This window comes from uncultured Azonexus sp., from assembly GCF_937982035.1.
GTDB lineage: Bacteria > Pseudomonadota > Gammaproteobacteria > Burkholderiales > Rhodocyclaceae > Azonexus.
Map to the genome: position 1 here is coordinate 80,179 of NZ_CALJNI010000011.1, position 14,413 is coordinate 94,591.

Annotated in this window: 13 protein-coding genes and 1 riboswitch; of the genes, 2 read left to right on the forward strand and 11 right to left on the reverse strand. The window is 66.2% G+C overall.

Annotated features, from left to right (window positions below):
* Positions 1-4: 4 nt before the first annotated feature.
* From Q0799_RS08870 to lexA, 9 genes are all read right to left on the reverse strand, one after another.
* Positions 5-166 carry a DUF3149 domain-containing protein gene (locus tag Q0799_RS08870; protein WP_298397277.1) on the reverse strand — a complete coding sequence of 54 codons (162 nt, stop codon included), beginning with the start codon at positions 164-166 and terminating at the stop codon, positions 5-7.
* Positions 167-404: 238 nt separating this feature from the next.
* Positions 405-1,181 (reverse strand): gamma-glutamyl-gamma-aminobutyrate hydrolase family protein, encoded by a 777-nt coding sequence (locus Q0799_RS08875; RefSeq protein WP_298397280.1) that lies wholly within the window; start codon positions 1,179-1,181, stop codon positions 405-407.
* On the reverse strand, positions 1,178-2,299 hold the full coding sequence (locus Q0799_RS08880; protein ID WP_298397283.1) for a YbdK family carboxylate-amine ligase: 1,122 nt from the start codon (positions 2,297-2,299) through the stop codon (positions 1,178-1,180). Before Q0799_RS08880 ends, Q0799_RS08875 begins: the two co-directional genes overlap by 4 nt.
* 1 nt (position 2,300) lies before the next feature.
* Positions 2,301-3,494: a cation:proton antiporter gene (locus Q0799_RS08885; RefSeq protein WP_298397287.1), complete on the reverse strand. Its 1,194-nt coding sequence runs from the start codon at positions 3,492-3,494 to the stop codon at positions 2,301-2,303.
* 99 nt (positions 3,495-3,593) lie between these two features.
* Positions 3,594-6,686: an error-prone DNA polymerase gene (locus tag Q0799_RS08890; RefSeq protein ID WP_298397290.1), complete on the reverse strand. Its 3,093-nt coding sequence runs from the start codon at positions 6,684-6,686 to the stop codon at positions 3,594-3,596.
* 58 nt (positions 6,687-6,744) lie between these two features.
* The gene (locus tag Q0799_RS08895; protein WP_366940771.1) at positions 6,745-7,359 is read right to left on the reverse strand and encodes a trimeric intracellular cation channel family protein; all 615 of its coding nucleotides are present in this window, start codon (positions 7,357-7,359) and stop codon (positions 6,745-6,747) included.
* Positions 7,360-7,581: 222 nt separating this feature from the next.
* A riboswitch (glycine riboswitch) is annotated at positions 7,582-7,676 on the reverse strand.
* 36 nt (positions 7,677-7,712) lie between these two features.
* On the reverse strand, positions 7,713-9,152 hold the full coding sequence (locus tag Q0799_RS08900) for a DNA polymerase Y family protein (protein WP_298397296.1): 1,440 nt from the start codon (positions 9,150-9,152) through the stop codon (positions 7,713-7,715).
* Positions 9,085-9,798, reverse strand: a complete 714-nt coding sequence (gene imuA / locus Q0799_RS08905) for a translesion DNA synthesis-associated protein ImuA (protein ID WP_298397299.1) — start codon at positions 9,796-9,798, stop codon at positions 9,085-9,087. The genes Q0799_RS08900 and imuA overlap by 68 nt, the downstream gene beginning before the upstream one ends.
* A complete protein-coding gene (lexA, locus tag Q0799_RS08910) occupies positions 9,795-10,400 on the reverse strand; it encodes a transcriptional repressor LexA (RefSeq protein WP_028995681.1) in 606 nt (201 codons plus the stop codon). Before lexA ends, imuA begins: the two co-directional genes overlap by 4 nt.
* Before the next feature lie 127 nt (positions 10,401-10,527).
* Here lexA and Q0799_RS08915 point away from each other — a divergent pair, with 127 nt between their 5' ends.
* Entirely contained in the window at positions 10,528-10,833 is a 306-nt protein-coding gene (locus Q0799_RS08915; protein ID WP_298397308.1) for a hypothetical protein, read from the forward strand.
* On the opposite strand, the gene dgt is transcribed toward Q0799_RS08915, so the two are convergent.
* Complete coding sequence (gene dgt / locus Q0799_RS08920) at positions 10,834-12,210, reverse strand: dGTP triphosphohydrolase (RefSeq protein ID WP_298397311.1); 1,377 nt, start codon at positions 12,208-12,210, stop codon at positions 10,834-10,836.
* Positions 12,211-12,221: 11 nt separating this feature from the next.
* Positions 12,222-12,626 carry a thioesterase family protein gene (locus Q0799_RS08925; RefSeq protein ID WP_298397314.1) on the reverse strand — a complete coding sequence of 135 codons (405 nt, stop codon included), beginning with the start codon at positions 12,624-12,626 and terminating at the stop codon, positions 12,222-12,224.
* Between the two features lie 88 nt (positions 12,627-12,714).
* On the opposite strand from Q0799_RS08925, the gene Q0799_RS08930 reads away from it, so the two are divergent.
* The gene (locus Q0799_RS08930; RefSeq protein ID WP_298397449.1) at positions 12,715-14,358 is read left to right on the forward strand and encodes an electron transfer flavoprotein-ubiquinone oxidoreductase; all 1,644 of its coding nucleotides are present in this window, start codon (positions 12,715-12,717) and stop codon (positions 14,356-14,358) included.
* The last annotated feature ends 55 nt before the right edge of the window (positions 14,359-14,413 follow it).

Consider the following 14,413-nt stretch of genomic DNA (forward strand, 5'->3'; position numbering starts at 1 on the left):
GCAATCAATGCGCGCCGGGGTGCGACTGCGTCCGCGAAGCGCCGCCCTCCTTGTTGATCTGCTTCACTGCGTAATAGCCGATATAGACGGCCATCACCAGAATGAATGCAATCGTAAACAGGCTGAGCAAGCCGATATCGGATGTAAAAAGCAGATTCCACGCCATTGCTGTTCTCCCTCGAATTGTTTGAAAGTGCCGATTAAGCGGACATGCCAGCGCAATAAACATGCCCGCTCGATGGAGGCACGGCGACACTTCATGACATTCAGCGGAAACGACCGCAACCAGCGGCTTGCCGGACTACCGACGAAAATCGGGGAGCAGGAAGCATGGTCGCCCATGGCGCATTTCGCGCCATAAATGACAGTCACGCTCCGCCAGCCTTGACAATTTCGACACAGTATCAGCGCCGAGCCGCCACCAGGAAAGCGTCGAGCACAGGTGCACAGTCAAGCAAACCGCCGTCGCCGTGGTGGTGGAACTCCGGGTGCCACTGGACACCGCAGACGAAACTGCGCCCCTTCCAGCGGATCGCTTCGATGATGCCGTCGTCGGCCTCAGCCTCGACAATCACCTCGTTCCCCAGGCGATGCACCGCCTGGTGGTGGATCGACACCACCTCACCCCCCGCCGCACCGCCGAACCAGTGCGTGAACTGGCCGTCGGCGGAAAAACGTACGCCATGCGCATGGCGGTCGTAATCCTCGTGCTCGTGAGCAATTGCCGTCGGGCACTGGGTCGGCAGGTCCTGGTACAGGGAACCGCCGAGTGCGACATTGATCAACTGCATGCCGCGACAGATGCCGAGCACCGGCTTGCCCGCCTCCATGAACTCGTGCAGCAGCTCCAGCTCGTAGGCGTCGCGCACCGGATCGCCGGCCCATGCCGACTGCAGCGGCGTTTCGCCGTAGGCCAGCGGGCTGACGTCGGCGCCGCCCTGCAGGATCAGGCCGTCGAGATATTCGGCATAGTCGCGCAGGCGGATGTTGCTGCGCATCAGGATGCCGTCCTGCAGGACCGACGGCACCATCAGCACCAGCACGTCGCGCGATTGCACCCACTGGGCAATCGACTGCTCCAGCACCTGCAGCGTACGCGTATGGATACCCCGGCTGTCCGGCTGCGGATGGTGGATCCGCGCCGACAGGCCGATATGGATGGGACGACGGCGAAAGATCATGATTCATCTCCCCGGAAAGTGCGTACCGCGGCATCGACCATACCGCGCAGTCCGCCTGACTCGCCATGCCAGCGGCGCAAGTCGCCGGCATGGTTGCCGGTAGCAACCACCCGGCGCAGCACATCGAGCGCACCGGTGCTACCCAGAACGGCAGCGTGCGGTGCCAGTTGGTTCAGGGTTGCCAGCACATCGTCGCGCAAGGCCAGCGTTTCATGCCGGCGCGGATGCACCAGCGTCGCGTCGAGCCCGAAACGGCAAGCCTGGAAGCGGTTGTAGTTGTAGACCAGGTAGTCGTCTTCGCTGACCGGCTCGCCCTGCTCGCGCAGCATCCGGCACAGGGCCTGCAGGTAGGCGGCCAGGGCAGCCGCCCGCTCGACGCTGAGCGGGGTGTCGCAGACGCGCAGTTCGATGGTCCCGTACTCGGGCTTGGGCCGGATGTCCCAGTAGAAATCCTTCATGCTCTTGACCACGCCGGTGCTTTCCATCTTGGCGAAATAGCCCTCGGCAAAATCCTCCCAGCGCAACAGGAAAGGCGCTCGCCCGGACAAGGGAAAGGCAAACACCGAGTTCAGCCGCGCCGAATCGAACAGCGTGTCGACCCCCTGCAGAAAGGGCGACGACGCCGACAGCGCGATGAAATGCGGCAGATAACGATTGAGCGCGTGCAGGAGGTAGAGTCCCTCGTCGGCGCTGGCGCAACCGATATGCACATGCTGGCCGAAAACCGTGAACTGCTTGGCTAGGTAACCGTACAGTGCCGATAGTTCCTGGAAGCGCGGCTTGTCGAAAATACGCTGTTCCGACCAGCGCTGGAAGGGATGCGTGCCACCACCGCAGATGCCGACGTTGAGGCGGTCGCCGGCCTCGACCAGGGCGTTCCGCATCTGCCCAAGCTGGCCGAGCAAGGCGCCGTAATCGGTGTGAACGTCGGTCGAAATCTCGATCATGCTCTCGGTGATTTCTGGCTTCACATCACCCGGAAAAGGCTGCTTGCCGAGCAGGAAAAGCATGTCGGCCGCCGCCGCGGTCAGGTCGAAATCGGTCAGGTCAACCAGTTGCAGCTCCAGCTCGACGCCCATGGTCAGCGCTTCCCCTGCCTTGAATGCTTCCAGCGTCATCTCAGCTTCCCTCCTCGCGCCCGGCTTCACCGGCCAGGATCAACGCCCGCTGCGTCGCCACCGGCCCGAGCAGTTCGAGCGCCAGCACCAGCAGACCCAGACCGGCCACCTGGGCGAATACATCGATACCGAGATGGCGCGTCTGTTCGAGCAGCAGGATGGCGAACACCGACATCGGCGTCAGCGCCAGCCCGGTCAGCGCCCCCTTGCGCCAGCCGATGCCAGACAGACCGGCGAAGGCCACGCAAGCACCGACCTTGCACAGCGTGCGCACCACCAGGACCGCCAGTGCCAGCCCGGCACCCTGGGCCACCTGCGACCAGGACAAGGTCGCCGAAGCATAGACGAACAACAAGATGGTCAGCAGGCTGCCCAGCGTGCCAAAACCACGATCCGCACCGGAAAACACGATGCGCCGGTAACGTACGACCAGCCCAAAGACCAGCGCCGCCAATAGGGCCGAGAACTGCAGGGCGTGCGTCAGGGTCACCAGCAGCAGCGTGGCGATGGCGAGGATCACCGTCGCATCGCCACCACCGCGCCGCTGCCAGCGCAGCAGGGTCGGCACGGCGACGCCGAACATCGCACCGATCCCCGCCGACACGCCGATCACGGCCAGGCTGCTCCACAAGGCAGGAAGCAGGCCGCCGGCGCTGGTCAGCACCCAGTAACCGGCAATCGCCTTGAAGACCAGCACCGCGAAAACGCAGTTGAACGCCGACAGATGCAGCATGCGTTCGGTGACCTGACCGGAACAGCGCAGTTCGTTGGCCACCCGCAGCGCCGCCACCGGCGACGAAGACATCGCCAGCGCCGCCAGCAACAGGGCCGGCAGCGGTGCCAGGCCGAAGCCCCGGGCCACCAGCAGCACGACGATAAAGGTGCCGAAGGCCTCGACCAGGCTGGTCACGGCCAGCCAGCGGTTATGCCGCAGCCAGTTCAGGTTGATGCGCTGGCCGAGTTCGAACAGCACCAGCGCGATGGCGAAATCGGCCAGCAGCGCCACCGGCGTTCCGGCCGGCTGGGGCAACAGGCCAAGCTGACCGCTGGCCAGCACGAAACCGGCCAACGCATAGCCGCAGACGCGCGGCAACGACAGCCAGCGGCTGATCGCTTCACCAGCCAGCCAGGCCAGCAGCAAAGCCAGCGGCCAGGCCATGCCGGCAAGCGGATTTCCAAGAGACTCAAGCATCATGACGACTCCCGCGATGATTCGGTTGTGTCCTGCGCAGCCTTGAGCTTAACGCAATTTTCGCCGCACATGCCAGAAGTTGCCGACATGCTGCCAGCCAGATCAATGAAAATCCCGGCTACGGGTTTCCAGTCGCCCCAGCCAGGCGGACAGGTCGACCAGGCGCTGGGCGACCAGATGCACCACGCCATCGGCACATTGAAGTTGACCGTAAACCCCGAGCAATGGTGCCCCGAGCAATTCGCGCCGCTGTTTTTCGACCAGCGCCGGCTTGACGACGACGTTGGTCCAGCCGGTTTCATCCTCCAGCGTGACGAAGACGATGCCGGTCGCGGTGCCCGGACGCTGGCGGCCGGTGACGATACCGGCGACGCGGACCAGCGCGCGGTCGCCGCACTGCGCCAGTTCGCCGGCACTGAGGAAGCGCCGCGCTGCGAGATGTTCCCGCAGCAAGGTCAGCGGGTGCGGGCGCAGGCTGTGGCCGAGCTGCTGGTAATCGGCGACCAGGTTGTCGGCCAGCGTCGGCGCCGCCAGCTCGACCGCTGCTTCCGGCGCCGGCAGGCCGGCGAAAAGATCGCCCTGGATCGCCTGCCGGCCGCTGTCGGCGACCGCCCAGGCCGCCTGCCGGCGATGGCCGGCCAGGCTGCGCAGTGCATCGGCAGCAGCGAGCTGATCCAGATCGCGCTTGCCCAGAGCGCAGCGCGCCGCGAGGTCGGCGACGTCGGCAAACGGCGCCCGCCGCCGCGCGTCGGCGATCCGCACGGCCGCTTCCCGGCTCAGCCCCTTGATCTCGCGCAGGCCGAGGCGCACCGCGCCACCCTCGTCGATGCGGCTGTCCCAGTCGCTGGCCGTGACATCGGCGGGCAGCACGCTGACGCCATGGCGGCGGGCGTCCTGGATCAACATCGACGGCGAATAGAAACCCATCGGCTGGCTGTTGAGCAGGCCGCAGAGGAAAGCCGCCGGATGGTGACGCTTGACCCAGGCCGAGGCATAGACCAGCAGCGCGAAGCTGGCGGCGTGCGATTCGGGGAAGCCGTATTCGCCGAAACCCTGGATCTGGGCGACGATGCGTTCGACGAAGGCGGCCGGCACGCCGTTGCGCGCCATGCCGGCGCGCAGCTTGTCCTGATAGCGGGCGAGATTGCCTTTACGCCGCCAGGCCGCCATCGCCCGCCGCAATTCGTCGGCCTCGCCGGGGGTGAAGCCGGCGGCGACGATGGCCAGTTGCATCACCTGTTCCTGGAAGATCGGCACGCCGCAGGTACGCGCCAGCACCGCGTCGATGGCCGGCGTGATCTCCTCGATGCGCTCTTTACCCTGGCGCCGCTTCAGGTAGGGATGGACCATGTCGCCCTGGATCGGCCCGGGCCGCACCAGCGAAACCTCGATCACCAGGTCGTAGTAGTTGCGCGGCTTGAGGCGCGGCAGCATGCTCATCTGCGCCCGCGATTCGACCTGGAAAACGCCCATGCTGTCGGCGCGGCAGAGCATGTCGTAGGTCGCCTTGTCGCCTTCGGGGATTTCGTTCAATGCCAACGGCCCGATCATCGCCAGCATCCGGCGCAGCGCCGACAGCATACCGAGCGCCAGCACGTCGACCTTCATCAGGCCGACCGCGTCGAGGTCGTCCTTGTCCCACTGGATCACCGTGCGCTCGGCCATCGCCGTGTTCTCGACCGGCACCAGTCGCGCCAGCGGTCCGCGCGACATGACGAAGCCGCCGACGTGCTGGGTCAGGTGGCGGGGAAAACCGCGCAGTTGCTCGGCCAGCCACAGCCACTTGGCGACGCGCGGCGACGCCGGGTCCAGCCCCTGCTCGGCGAAGCGTTCCGGCATCTGTTCGCGCTTGTCCCACCAGGCGAGCGATGCGGTCAGCGCGTCGATGCGGGCGATGTCGAAGCCGAGCGCGCGACCGGCGTCGCGCAACGCGCCCTTGGTCCGGTAGGTGATGACGGCGGCGGCCAGCGCCGTGCGCTCGCGGCCGTATTTTTCGTAGATGTAGGCGATGACCTCGTCACGCCGCTCGTGCTCGAAATCGACGTCGATGTCGGGCGGCTCGCCGCGCTCCTTGGAGACGAAGCGCTCGAACAGCATCGCCGAGCGCGCCGGGTCGACCTCGGTGACGCCGAGCGCGAAACAGACCGTCGAGTTCGCCGCCGACCCGCGCCCCTGGCAGAGGATGCCGGCGCCGCGGGCGAAGCAGACGATGTCGTAGACGGTCAGGAAATAGGCTTCGTAGTTCAGCTCGGCGATCAGCCGCAATTCGTGCTCGATGCGCTCGCGCACCGCGTCCGGTACGCCCGCCGGATAGCGCCGGCGCAGCCCGGCCTCGGTTTCGTGGCGCAGCCAGGAGGTCGGCGTGTAGCCGGCGGGGACGATTTCCTCCGGATATTCGTAGCGCAACTCATCGAGCGAGAACGTGCACAAGGCCGCGATGCGCAGCGTCTCGGCCAGCAGCTCGGGCGGATAGAGCCGCGCCAGCCGCAGGCGCGAGCGCAGGTGGCGCTCGCCGTTCGGGAACAGCGCGTGGCCGGCGTCGAACACCGAGGTTTTCAGGCGCAGCGCTGTCAACACGTCCTGCACCGGCCGCCGCGCCCGCACGTGCATGTGCACGTCACCCGCGGCCACCAGCGGCAGGCCGCAGGCGGCGCCGAGCGCCTGCAATTCCGCCAGCCGGGCCGCATCGTCCGGCCCGGCGTGCAGTTCGACGGCGATCCAGCAACGCCCGGGGAAACGTTCGGCCAGCCAGCGCCCGTCGGCGACCGACGGTGCCGCCTCGGGCACCCAGAGCACCAGGCAATCGGGCAAGGCGCCATTCGGCGAGATGGCGTTCAGGTCATGGCGCTGCAGCGTGTAGGCGCCCTTCTCCGCCCGCCGCCGGGCGAGCGTGATCAGCGCCGACAGGTTGCCGTAACCCTCGCGGTTCTGCGCCAGAAAAACCAGTTTCAGGCCGTCGACCGTGCGCATCTCGCTGCCGATGATGAGACGCGTAGCCCCGCCTTGGGCCCGGAACGCCTGATGCACGCGCACCACGCCGGCCAACGAGCACTCGTCGGTCAGCGCCAGCGCCGCGTAACCCTGCGCCACTGCCTGCGCCGCCAGTTCCTCCGGGTGCGAGGCACCACGCAGGAAGCTGAAGTTGGACAGGCAGTGCAGCTCGGCGTAGTCGGGGAGCGCAGACGGGACGGTCAATGCGGGCCTCTGGCAAACAACTGTATTTTCATACAGTCATTTTAGCCCAGCCCGTGTTTCAGTCCCAGCGCTGCTGATAGGAAAAGGTCGGCAGCTTCCAGGCGAAGCGCAGCGCCAGCATGCGGAAGGCGAAACCGGCGCCGAAGCAGACCAGGGTGATCAGGTCGCTGTCCCAGCCGAGGCCGCGCAGCACCAGGAAGAGCACGCAGACGAACAGCGAGACGCTGGCGTAGAGCTCGCGGCAGAAGACCACCGGCACCTGGTTGCACAGCACGTCGCGCAGCACACCGCCGGAAATCCCGGTGAGCATGCCGGCCATGATCACGACCACCACCGGGTAATCGAGTTGCAGCGCGACGTTGCAGCCGATCAGCGAGAAGGCGACCAGGCCGAGCGCATCGAGCATCAGGAAGACGCGCTTCATGTGGTGCATGAAGCGGGCGATCAGCGTCGTCGCCAGGCCGGCGAGGATGACCAGATAAACGTACTCGGGATGCTGGGTCCAGCCGATCGGGTAGTTGCCGAGCACGACGTCGCGGATCGTGCCGCCGCCGAGCGCGGTAACAAAGGCGATCACGGCGACGCCGAAGAAATCCATGTCGCGGCGGCCGGCGGCCAGCGCGCCGGACATCGCCTCGGCGGCGATGGCGACCAGGTAGACGACCAGCAGCAGATCGAACTGCTTGGTGGCGAGCGGTTGAAAAACGTGGGCGAGACTGTCGAACAGCGAGGCAAACATCAAAAGGACTCCGTCAGAAAGCGGAAACCCCTGAACGGGTGTTTCCGTGACGCCTCTCCCCCTGTCCTTTTACCTGAGAGTTTCGGCTCCTCGGAGCCTGCCCCTTCGGTGAGTTGCCAAGCGCCGGGACGCTCGCAACTACTCTCCAGCCGGCGAATCATTTCTGCAGTTCGGCATGCCTGAGCGATTATGGGAGTTTGCGCCTTCGGCGGAGCCTGGCGAACCAGCACTCTCTCTCCTGCAGAGCGGCGGATTATCGGCAGCGCCAGGGCCGCCTGTCAATCGATTCAGGCGAACAGGCCGTGCAGGAACCAGCCCTGCGCGTCGCGAAAGATCCACGCCCACTGCCCTTCGCCGTTGCGGGCGACGAAGTAGTCGCGGCGCAGGTCGCCGACGGCAGACGCCTCGCCGCTGTCCCACCAGCCGCTTTCCAGCCGTTCGCCGCGGGTGACGAGTTGCAGCGGACCGTGCCAGTGTGGGCCGTCGACACGTTCGGCCAGCGGCTGCGGTGCCGGCAGCAGCCAGAGCGGGCGCGGCTTGCCGAATGTTGCGGTCGACGTGGTTTTTGCGGCAAGAATGCCGGCCGGGTCGTCGCTACGGCTGGCGCATTCCGGGCGATGGTCGGCATGCAGCGCCAGGCTGCGCACGGCGTCGTCGCCGAGCCGGGCGCGCAGGCGTTCGATGCAGGCGGCAACACCCTCGCCCAGCACCGCCTGGTCGAACAGGCCAGCGCTGGCGTCGGGCCGGGCGACGAACTCGTCGGCCGTCAGATGCAGCGCCTCGACCGGCGCCGCCAGTTGCAGGCGACCGAGATGCTCGCGCAACAGGCGCATGAAGCGGCCTTCGTCGGCGCAGGGCTCGCCGAAACGCAGCGGCAGCGTGCTGGTCGAGCCGTCGTCGTGGGTCAGCTGCAGCATGCCGACGCGCAGCAGCGACTGGCGCACCTGCAGCCACCCGGCCAGCGCGGCAAACAGACGCTGCGCGGCGAAGGCCAGGCCTTCGGCGAATTCGACGCGCGACGGCAGTTCCAGCCCGGCGGCGAAACGCTCGGGAAAGTCGAAGGCGCGCTGCGGATCGGGCAGTTCGCCGCGGGCGCGCAGCAGGTCGTCGACCGGGCCGTTGCCGATGCGCCGGCGCAGGCCACCAGCCGGCTGCGCGCTCAGTTCGCCGAGACGACGCAGGCCGAAGGCGTCGAGCCGGGCGACAACCTCGGCCGGCCAGTCGGGCACGGCACACGGCAAATCGTCCAGCGCCGCCTGCAGCGCGACCAGGCTCTCGTAGCTGGCCGCCGCGCCGGCACGCGCCAACCAGCGGGCGCCGAGCGGCGTCGGTGCGACTGCCCAGTCCACACTCCAACCCTGTATCCGGCAGCCATCAAGCACGGCCGCGACAATCGCTTCGATACCGCCGAACAGCCGGCGACAGCCGCCGATTTCGAGCAACAGCCCGGCCGGCGGCGCCAGGCTGACGGTCGGCGTGAAGCGCCCGGACCAGCAGGCGAGATCGGCGAGCGCCCGGGCTTCGCGCGCCGGATCGCGCTCGCAGGCGCGCAGCCCGGGCAGCAGGCCGAGTGCGGTCGACAGCTTGTGGCCGGGCAAAATGCCGGCCGCTGCGGCAACCGGATCGGCGGCCAGAACCCGGCCGCGCGCCGTGACGACGCTAGGCGACTGCCGCAGCGGCAGGGCTTCCAGCGTCAGCTGCGGAAAATGCAGGGCCAGCCACAACACGTGTTTTCCTTCCCGGTCTGGGGATCTCGACCTGCAACAGACGCGACGCCGGCCGACCGCGCCGCTTGAGGATGCGCAGCGCCAGCCGGTCGGCACCGGCGGCCAGCGTCAGACGCAAAGGTGCCGGCGACGGGATTGCGGCGTCCACGGTCGACCGCCACAAAACGGCAAAAACCGACTGCCCCTCAGCCGCCACCTGCAGGCGGCGCAGCGCCCGGGCATCGATGCCGGCGTCCGGCCAGGCAAGCAGGCCGGCGAAGCCGCCGCATCTGAGTAATTGTTCGACACACCAGGCCAGCTGCTTACCGGGCCGGATCACCAGCAGACGCTCCGGCGCCACGCCGGCCGCTGCCCAAGCCGGCGCATGCGGCAGCCAGGGCGGTGCGACCAGCGCCAGGCGACCACCCTCGCCCGAGAGCCGGGCCAGCGCTGGCAGCAGCAGGCTGATTTCGCCGATGCCGCTGCGATCCACGAGAATTTCGGTGAGATTTCCGCGCGGCCAGCCGCCGCCCGGCAGTTCGGCGTCGAGTTCGGCGTAACCGCTGGCGATGGTGCCGGCCGGCAGGCCGGGCAAGGCATCGCCGCGCCAGATGTCGCCGCGCGCCAGGACCGCCGCCAAACTCACCGGCGACGGCTGCGCGCTCATGAGAGTTTCGAAATGGCTCCGCGGATCAAGCCGACAGCGACGCCCTCGATGGCGAATTCGACTTCGCCCGGGTTGATCACGATGGGCTCGAAATCCGGGTTTTCGGCGATCAGGCGGATCTGGTTCTTGCCGCGTTCCAGGCGCTTGACGGTGACTTCCTCGTCGATGCGGGCGACAACGATCTCGCCGTCGCGCGCCTGATTCGTCTTATGCACGGCGATCAGGTCACCGTCGAAGATGCCAGCATCGATCATCGACAGGCCGCGCACCTTCAACAGGAAATCGGCACGCGGATTGAACAGGCCGGCATCGAAGTTATAGCGCCCCTGCACGTTCTCGACGGCGAGGATGGGCGAACCGGCGGCGACACTGCCGATCAGCGGCAGACCGAGTTGCTCGACCAGGCGGATGCCGCGCGCCGAGCCAGGTTCGAGGTTGATCGCACCCTTCTTGGCCAGCGCCTTGAGGTGGTCTTCGGCAGCGTTGGCCGAGGCGAAGCCGAAAGCGGTGGCGATTTCGGCGCGGGTCGGCGGCGCCCCGAGCACCTCGACGGTGTTCTTGATGAAATCGAGGATTTCCTGCTGACGCGGGGTGAGTTTCATGACGGGGCTCCGGCAAAATGCATTGCCTGTATTTTTGTACAGTAAGCAGATTTTGGCAAGCGGAGATTGCCGGAAAAATCGGCTAATATCCGCGCACGCCCCGACTCGCCCCGCCCCAGGACCGCGCATGAAACTCCAGCATCTCGCCATTGGTGACCGCTTCGAATACGACGGCAAAATCTTCGTCAAGACCGGCCCGCTGACCGCCTCGTCGGATCAGGGCGGGCAGCAGATCATTCCCCGCTATGCCGTACTCACGCCGCTCGATCAGCCGGCGTCGGGAAACAAGACAGCCGGCCGTGACCGGGTCAACAAGGCGGCGGTGCTCGCCGCTTTCGACCGTTTCTACCGGACCAGCGAACGGCTCTGCGACACTGCCGCGCAGGCCGAGCTGGCAAAGGCGCGGAGCGAATTTCTGAAGATCTTCGAGTAATCAGGTCGGCAGGTCGACACCCTTGAGCTTGCGATACATGTCGACCGCGTAGGAGTCGGTCATGCCGGCGACGAAATCGGCCACCTGCAGTAGACGCACGTAGGGATCGGCATCCGGCTTGCCATCGTGGCCGAGGAATTGCGTCGGCAACAGCCGGAGCAGCATGCGCTCGCGCGTCGTCATCCGGGTTCCCGGCACTTCCGCAGCCGCCTCGACGGCGTTGGTATAGAGCGCCAGCAAGGCACCGAGCACCTCGAAACCGGCGGTTTCGATCTCCAGCGCCGGCCGCGCCGTATAGATGGTTTCCTTGGCCACGCGCAACACCGCCTGCAGCGGCACGCCGACCGGCGACTGGTCGAGCAGCTCCTCGTCGAAACTGCCGTCGAGGATGGCCGCCTCATTTTCCAGGAAGACCGCCGCCGCGCTTTCCAGCAGCCGACCGATGGCCTTGGCGCGCAGGTATTCCAGCCTTTCCTTGGGGTCGTGCAGGCGGTCGAGCCGGCCACCGTTGATCGTGTTGCCGGCCAGGTCGGCAAGCAGGCATTCGGCGTCCTTGTACGGCACGAAGCCGAGCCGGGCGGCATCTTCGAGATCGACGATCAGGTAGCAGGTATCGTCGGCCACCTCGACCAGAAAGGCCAGCGGATGGCGACGCCAGGCGGTGCCGAGAATGCGCTCGACCAGGCCGGTGGAAGCGGCGACACGGGCGAAGTTGTCGGCGTCCTGCTGGAAGAAGCCGAATTTCTTGCCGCTTTTACCGTCCAGTTCGCCGGCCACATGCGAAGGCCGGGGATATTTGGTGAAGGTGGCCAGCACCGCGCTGGTCAGTTGCAGGCCGCCGGGATTGGCCGGGCTCTGCAGGCGGGAAACGATGCGGAAGCCCTGCGCGTTGCCCTCGTAGCGCTCGAAATCGGCACGTTGTGCGGCGGTGAAATCATGGCGTTCGAGCAGGCCGGAAATGCGGAACCATTCGCGGATCGCATCCTCGCCGGCGTGACCGAACGGCGGGTTGCCGATGTCGTGCGCCAGGCAGGCGGCGGCGACGATGGCGCCGAAATCGCCCGATTCGACATCCTTCAACCCATGCCGGGCGATGATCTCGCGGCCGACCACGGCACCCAGCGAGCGGCCGACACAACTGGCCTCCAGGCTGTGCGTCAGGCGGGTGCGCACGTAATCGCTCTTCGACAGCGGAAAAACCTGGGTCTTGTCCTTCAGCCGGCGAAAGGCCGAGGTGAACACGATGCGGTCGTAATCCTGCTGGAAGGCGGTGCGCTCCGCCGTGCCCGGCGCCTTGCCGGCGCCCAGGCGCTCGCTGGAGAGCAGTTTTTCCCAGATTTTCTTCTTGCCCATGTGGCGTCCGTCGTCATTGACCATGGGCGCCGAGTTTACTCCGCTTCGAGCAAGGCCCGCACATGATCCGGCAAAGGCACGGATTTTCCGGTCTGCGTATTCATCCACACCACCTTGGCCGCGCCCTCGGCGTACAACTCACCATCGATCAGCATGTCGACATAGGTCTGGCAGCTGGAACGACCGACCGCGCCGACATAGGTGCGCACCTCGACGGTACCCGGATAGTTCATCGGCTTGAGGAAGGTACAGGCCGCATTGACGATCACCGGACCGTCGCCGCCGGGACGGACCATGACCTTCATGTCCTCGATCCATTCGACCCGAGCCTGCTCCATGTAGCGGAAATAGACGGTGTTGTTGACGTGCCCGTAGGCATCCATGTCGCCCCAGCGAATGGGCAGGCTTGTTGTGTGGATGAGCTTTTTGCGATGGTCCATGAAACGGTCGTTTGAAAAGGGGTTGAAGAAAGGTTTTCCATACTGTACCGTATTGAAAAAACACCGACAACAAACGGAGGAGACAATGATGGAACGCGAAGCCATGGAATTCGACGCGGTCGTCGTCGGCGGTGGTCCCGCCGGCCTGGCCGCTGCCATCCGCCTGAAGCAACTGGCGGCGGCAAACAATCAGGACATCTCGGTCTGCCTGATCGAGAAAGGCGCCGAGATCGGTGCCCACATCCTCTCCGGCGCGGTCATGGACCCTCGCGCCCTCGACGAACTGCTGCCCGACTGGAAAACGACCGGTGCGCCGCTCAACGCCCCGGTCAGCGAAGATCGCTTCCTGATCCTCTCGGAAACCGGCGCCACGCAGGTACCCAACGCCCTGCTCCCTGGCTGCTTTCACAACGAGGGCAATTACGTCATCTCGCTCGGCAACGTCTGCCGCTGGCTGGGCGAACAGGCCGAAGCGCTCGGTGTCGAGATCTACCCCGGCTTTGCCGGCAGCGAAGTGCTGTTCGACGAGAACGGCGCGGTCAAGGGCGTGGCCACTGGCGACATGGGCCGCCTGCACGACGGGTCGGAAGGCCCGAACTTCCAGCCGGGCATGGAACTGCACGGCAAATACACCTTCTTCGCCGAAGGCTGCCGCGGCCACCTCGGCAAGCAGTTGATCGCGCATTTCGCGCTCGACCGCGACGCCGACCCGCAAACCTACGGCATCGGCCTCAAGGAACTCTGGGAAATCGACCCGGCCAAGCACCAGACCGGCCTGGTCATCCACAGCGGCGGCTGGCCGATGCAGCCCGACACCTACGGCGGCGGTTTCCTCTACCACCTGGAGAATAACCAGATCGCCATCGGTTTCGTCGTCGGCCTCGGCTACGAAAACCCGCACCTGTCGCCCTACGAGGAGTTCCAGCGCTTCAAGACGCACCCTGAAATCCGCAAGTTCCTCGAAGGCGGCAAGCGCATCGCCTACGGGGCCCGGGCACTGACCGCCGGCGGCCTGCAGTCGCTACCGAAAACCACCTTCCCCGGCGGCGTGCTGATCGGCGACGACGCGGGGTTTCTCAACGCCGCCCGCATCAAGGGTTCGCACTGCGCGATCAAGACCGGTGCGCTGGCCGCCGAAGCCTGCTTCGAGGCACTGGCCGGCAACCGTCAGCGCGACGAACTGCTCGCCTACCCGGAAGCCTTCCGCCAGAGCTGGCTGTACGAAGAACTGCACCGCGCCCGCAACTTCAAGCCGTGGATGAGCAAGGGCCTGTGGCTGGGTTCGCTGATGTTCGGCATCGACCAGTTGCTGCTGCGCGGCAAGGCGCCATGGACGCTGCGCCATAGCCAGCCCGACCACGCCAAGCTGAAACCGGCCGCCGACTGTCCGAAAATCGCCTACCCGAAACCGGACGGCGTGATCACCTTCGACCGCCTGTCGTCGGTCTTCCTGTCGAGCACCAACCACGAGGAAGACCAGCCCTGCCATTTACGCCTGAAGGACGCCAGCGTGCCGGTCGCGGTCAATCTCGCCACCTACGACGCGCCCGAACAGCGCTACTGCCCTGCCGGTGTCTACGAGATCCTTCATGACGAAAACGGTGCGCCGCGCCTGCAGATCAACGCCCAGAACTGCGTGCATTGCAAGACCTGCGACATCAAGGATCCGACGCAGAACATCACCTGGGTCGTCCCGCAAGGCGGCGAAGGACCGACCTATCCGAACATGTAGGCGTTATAGCCGGGCTTTTCTCGGTTTATAATCTCGCGGCTAAACCCCTTTGGGA

Coding starts and splice junctions, on each gene's coding strand:
- Q0799_RS08870 (WP_298397277.1), bottom strand. CDS start 166: ATGGCGTGGAATCTGCTTTTTACATCCGATATCGGCTTGCTCAGCCTG.
- Q0799_RS08875 (WP_298397280.1), bottom strand. CDS start 1,181: ATGATCTTTCGCCGTCGTCCCATCCATATCGGCCTGTCGGCGCGGATC.
- Q0799_RS08880 (WP_298397283.1), bottom strand. CDS start 2,299: ATGACGCTGGAAGCATTCAAGGCAGGGGAAGCGCTGACCATGGGCGTC.
- Q0799_RS08885 (WP_298397287.1), bottom strand. CDS start 3,494: ATGATGCTTGAGTCTCTTGGAAATCCGCTTGCCGGCATGGCCTGGCCG.
- imuA (WP_298397299.1), bottom strand. CDS start 9,798: ATGAGCGCGCAGCCGTCGCCGGTGAGTTTGGCGGCGGTCCTGGCGCGC.
- lexA (WP_028995681.1), bottom strand. CDS start 10,400: ATGAAACTCACCCCGCGTCAGCAGGAAATCCTCGATTTCATCAAGAAC.
- Q0799_RS08915 (WP_298397308.1), top strand. CDS start 10,528: ATGAAACTCCAGCATCTCGCCATTGGTGACCGCTTCGAATACGACGGC.
- dgt (WP_298397311.1), bottom strand. CDS start 12,210: ATGGTCAATGACGACGGACGCCACATGGGCAAGAAGAAAATCTGGGAA.
- Q0799_RS08925 (WP_298397314.1), bottom strand. CDS start 12,626: ATGGACCATCGCAAAAAGCTCATCCACACAACAAGCCTGCCCATTCGC.
- Q0799_RS08930 (WP_298397449.1), top strand. CDS start 12,715: ATGGAACGCGAAGCCATGGAATTCGACGCGGTCGTCGTCGGCGGTGGT.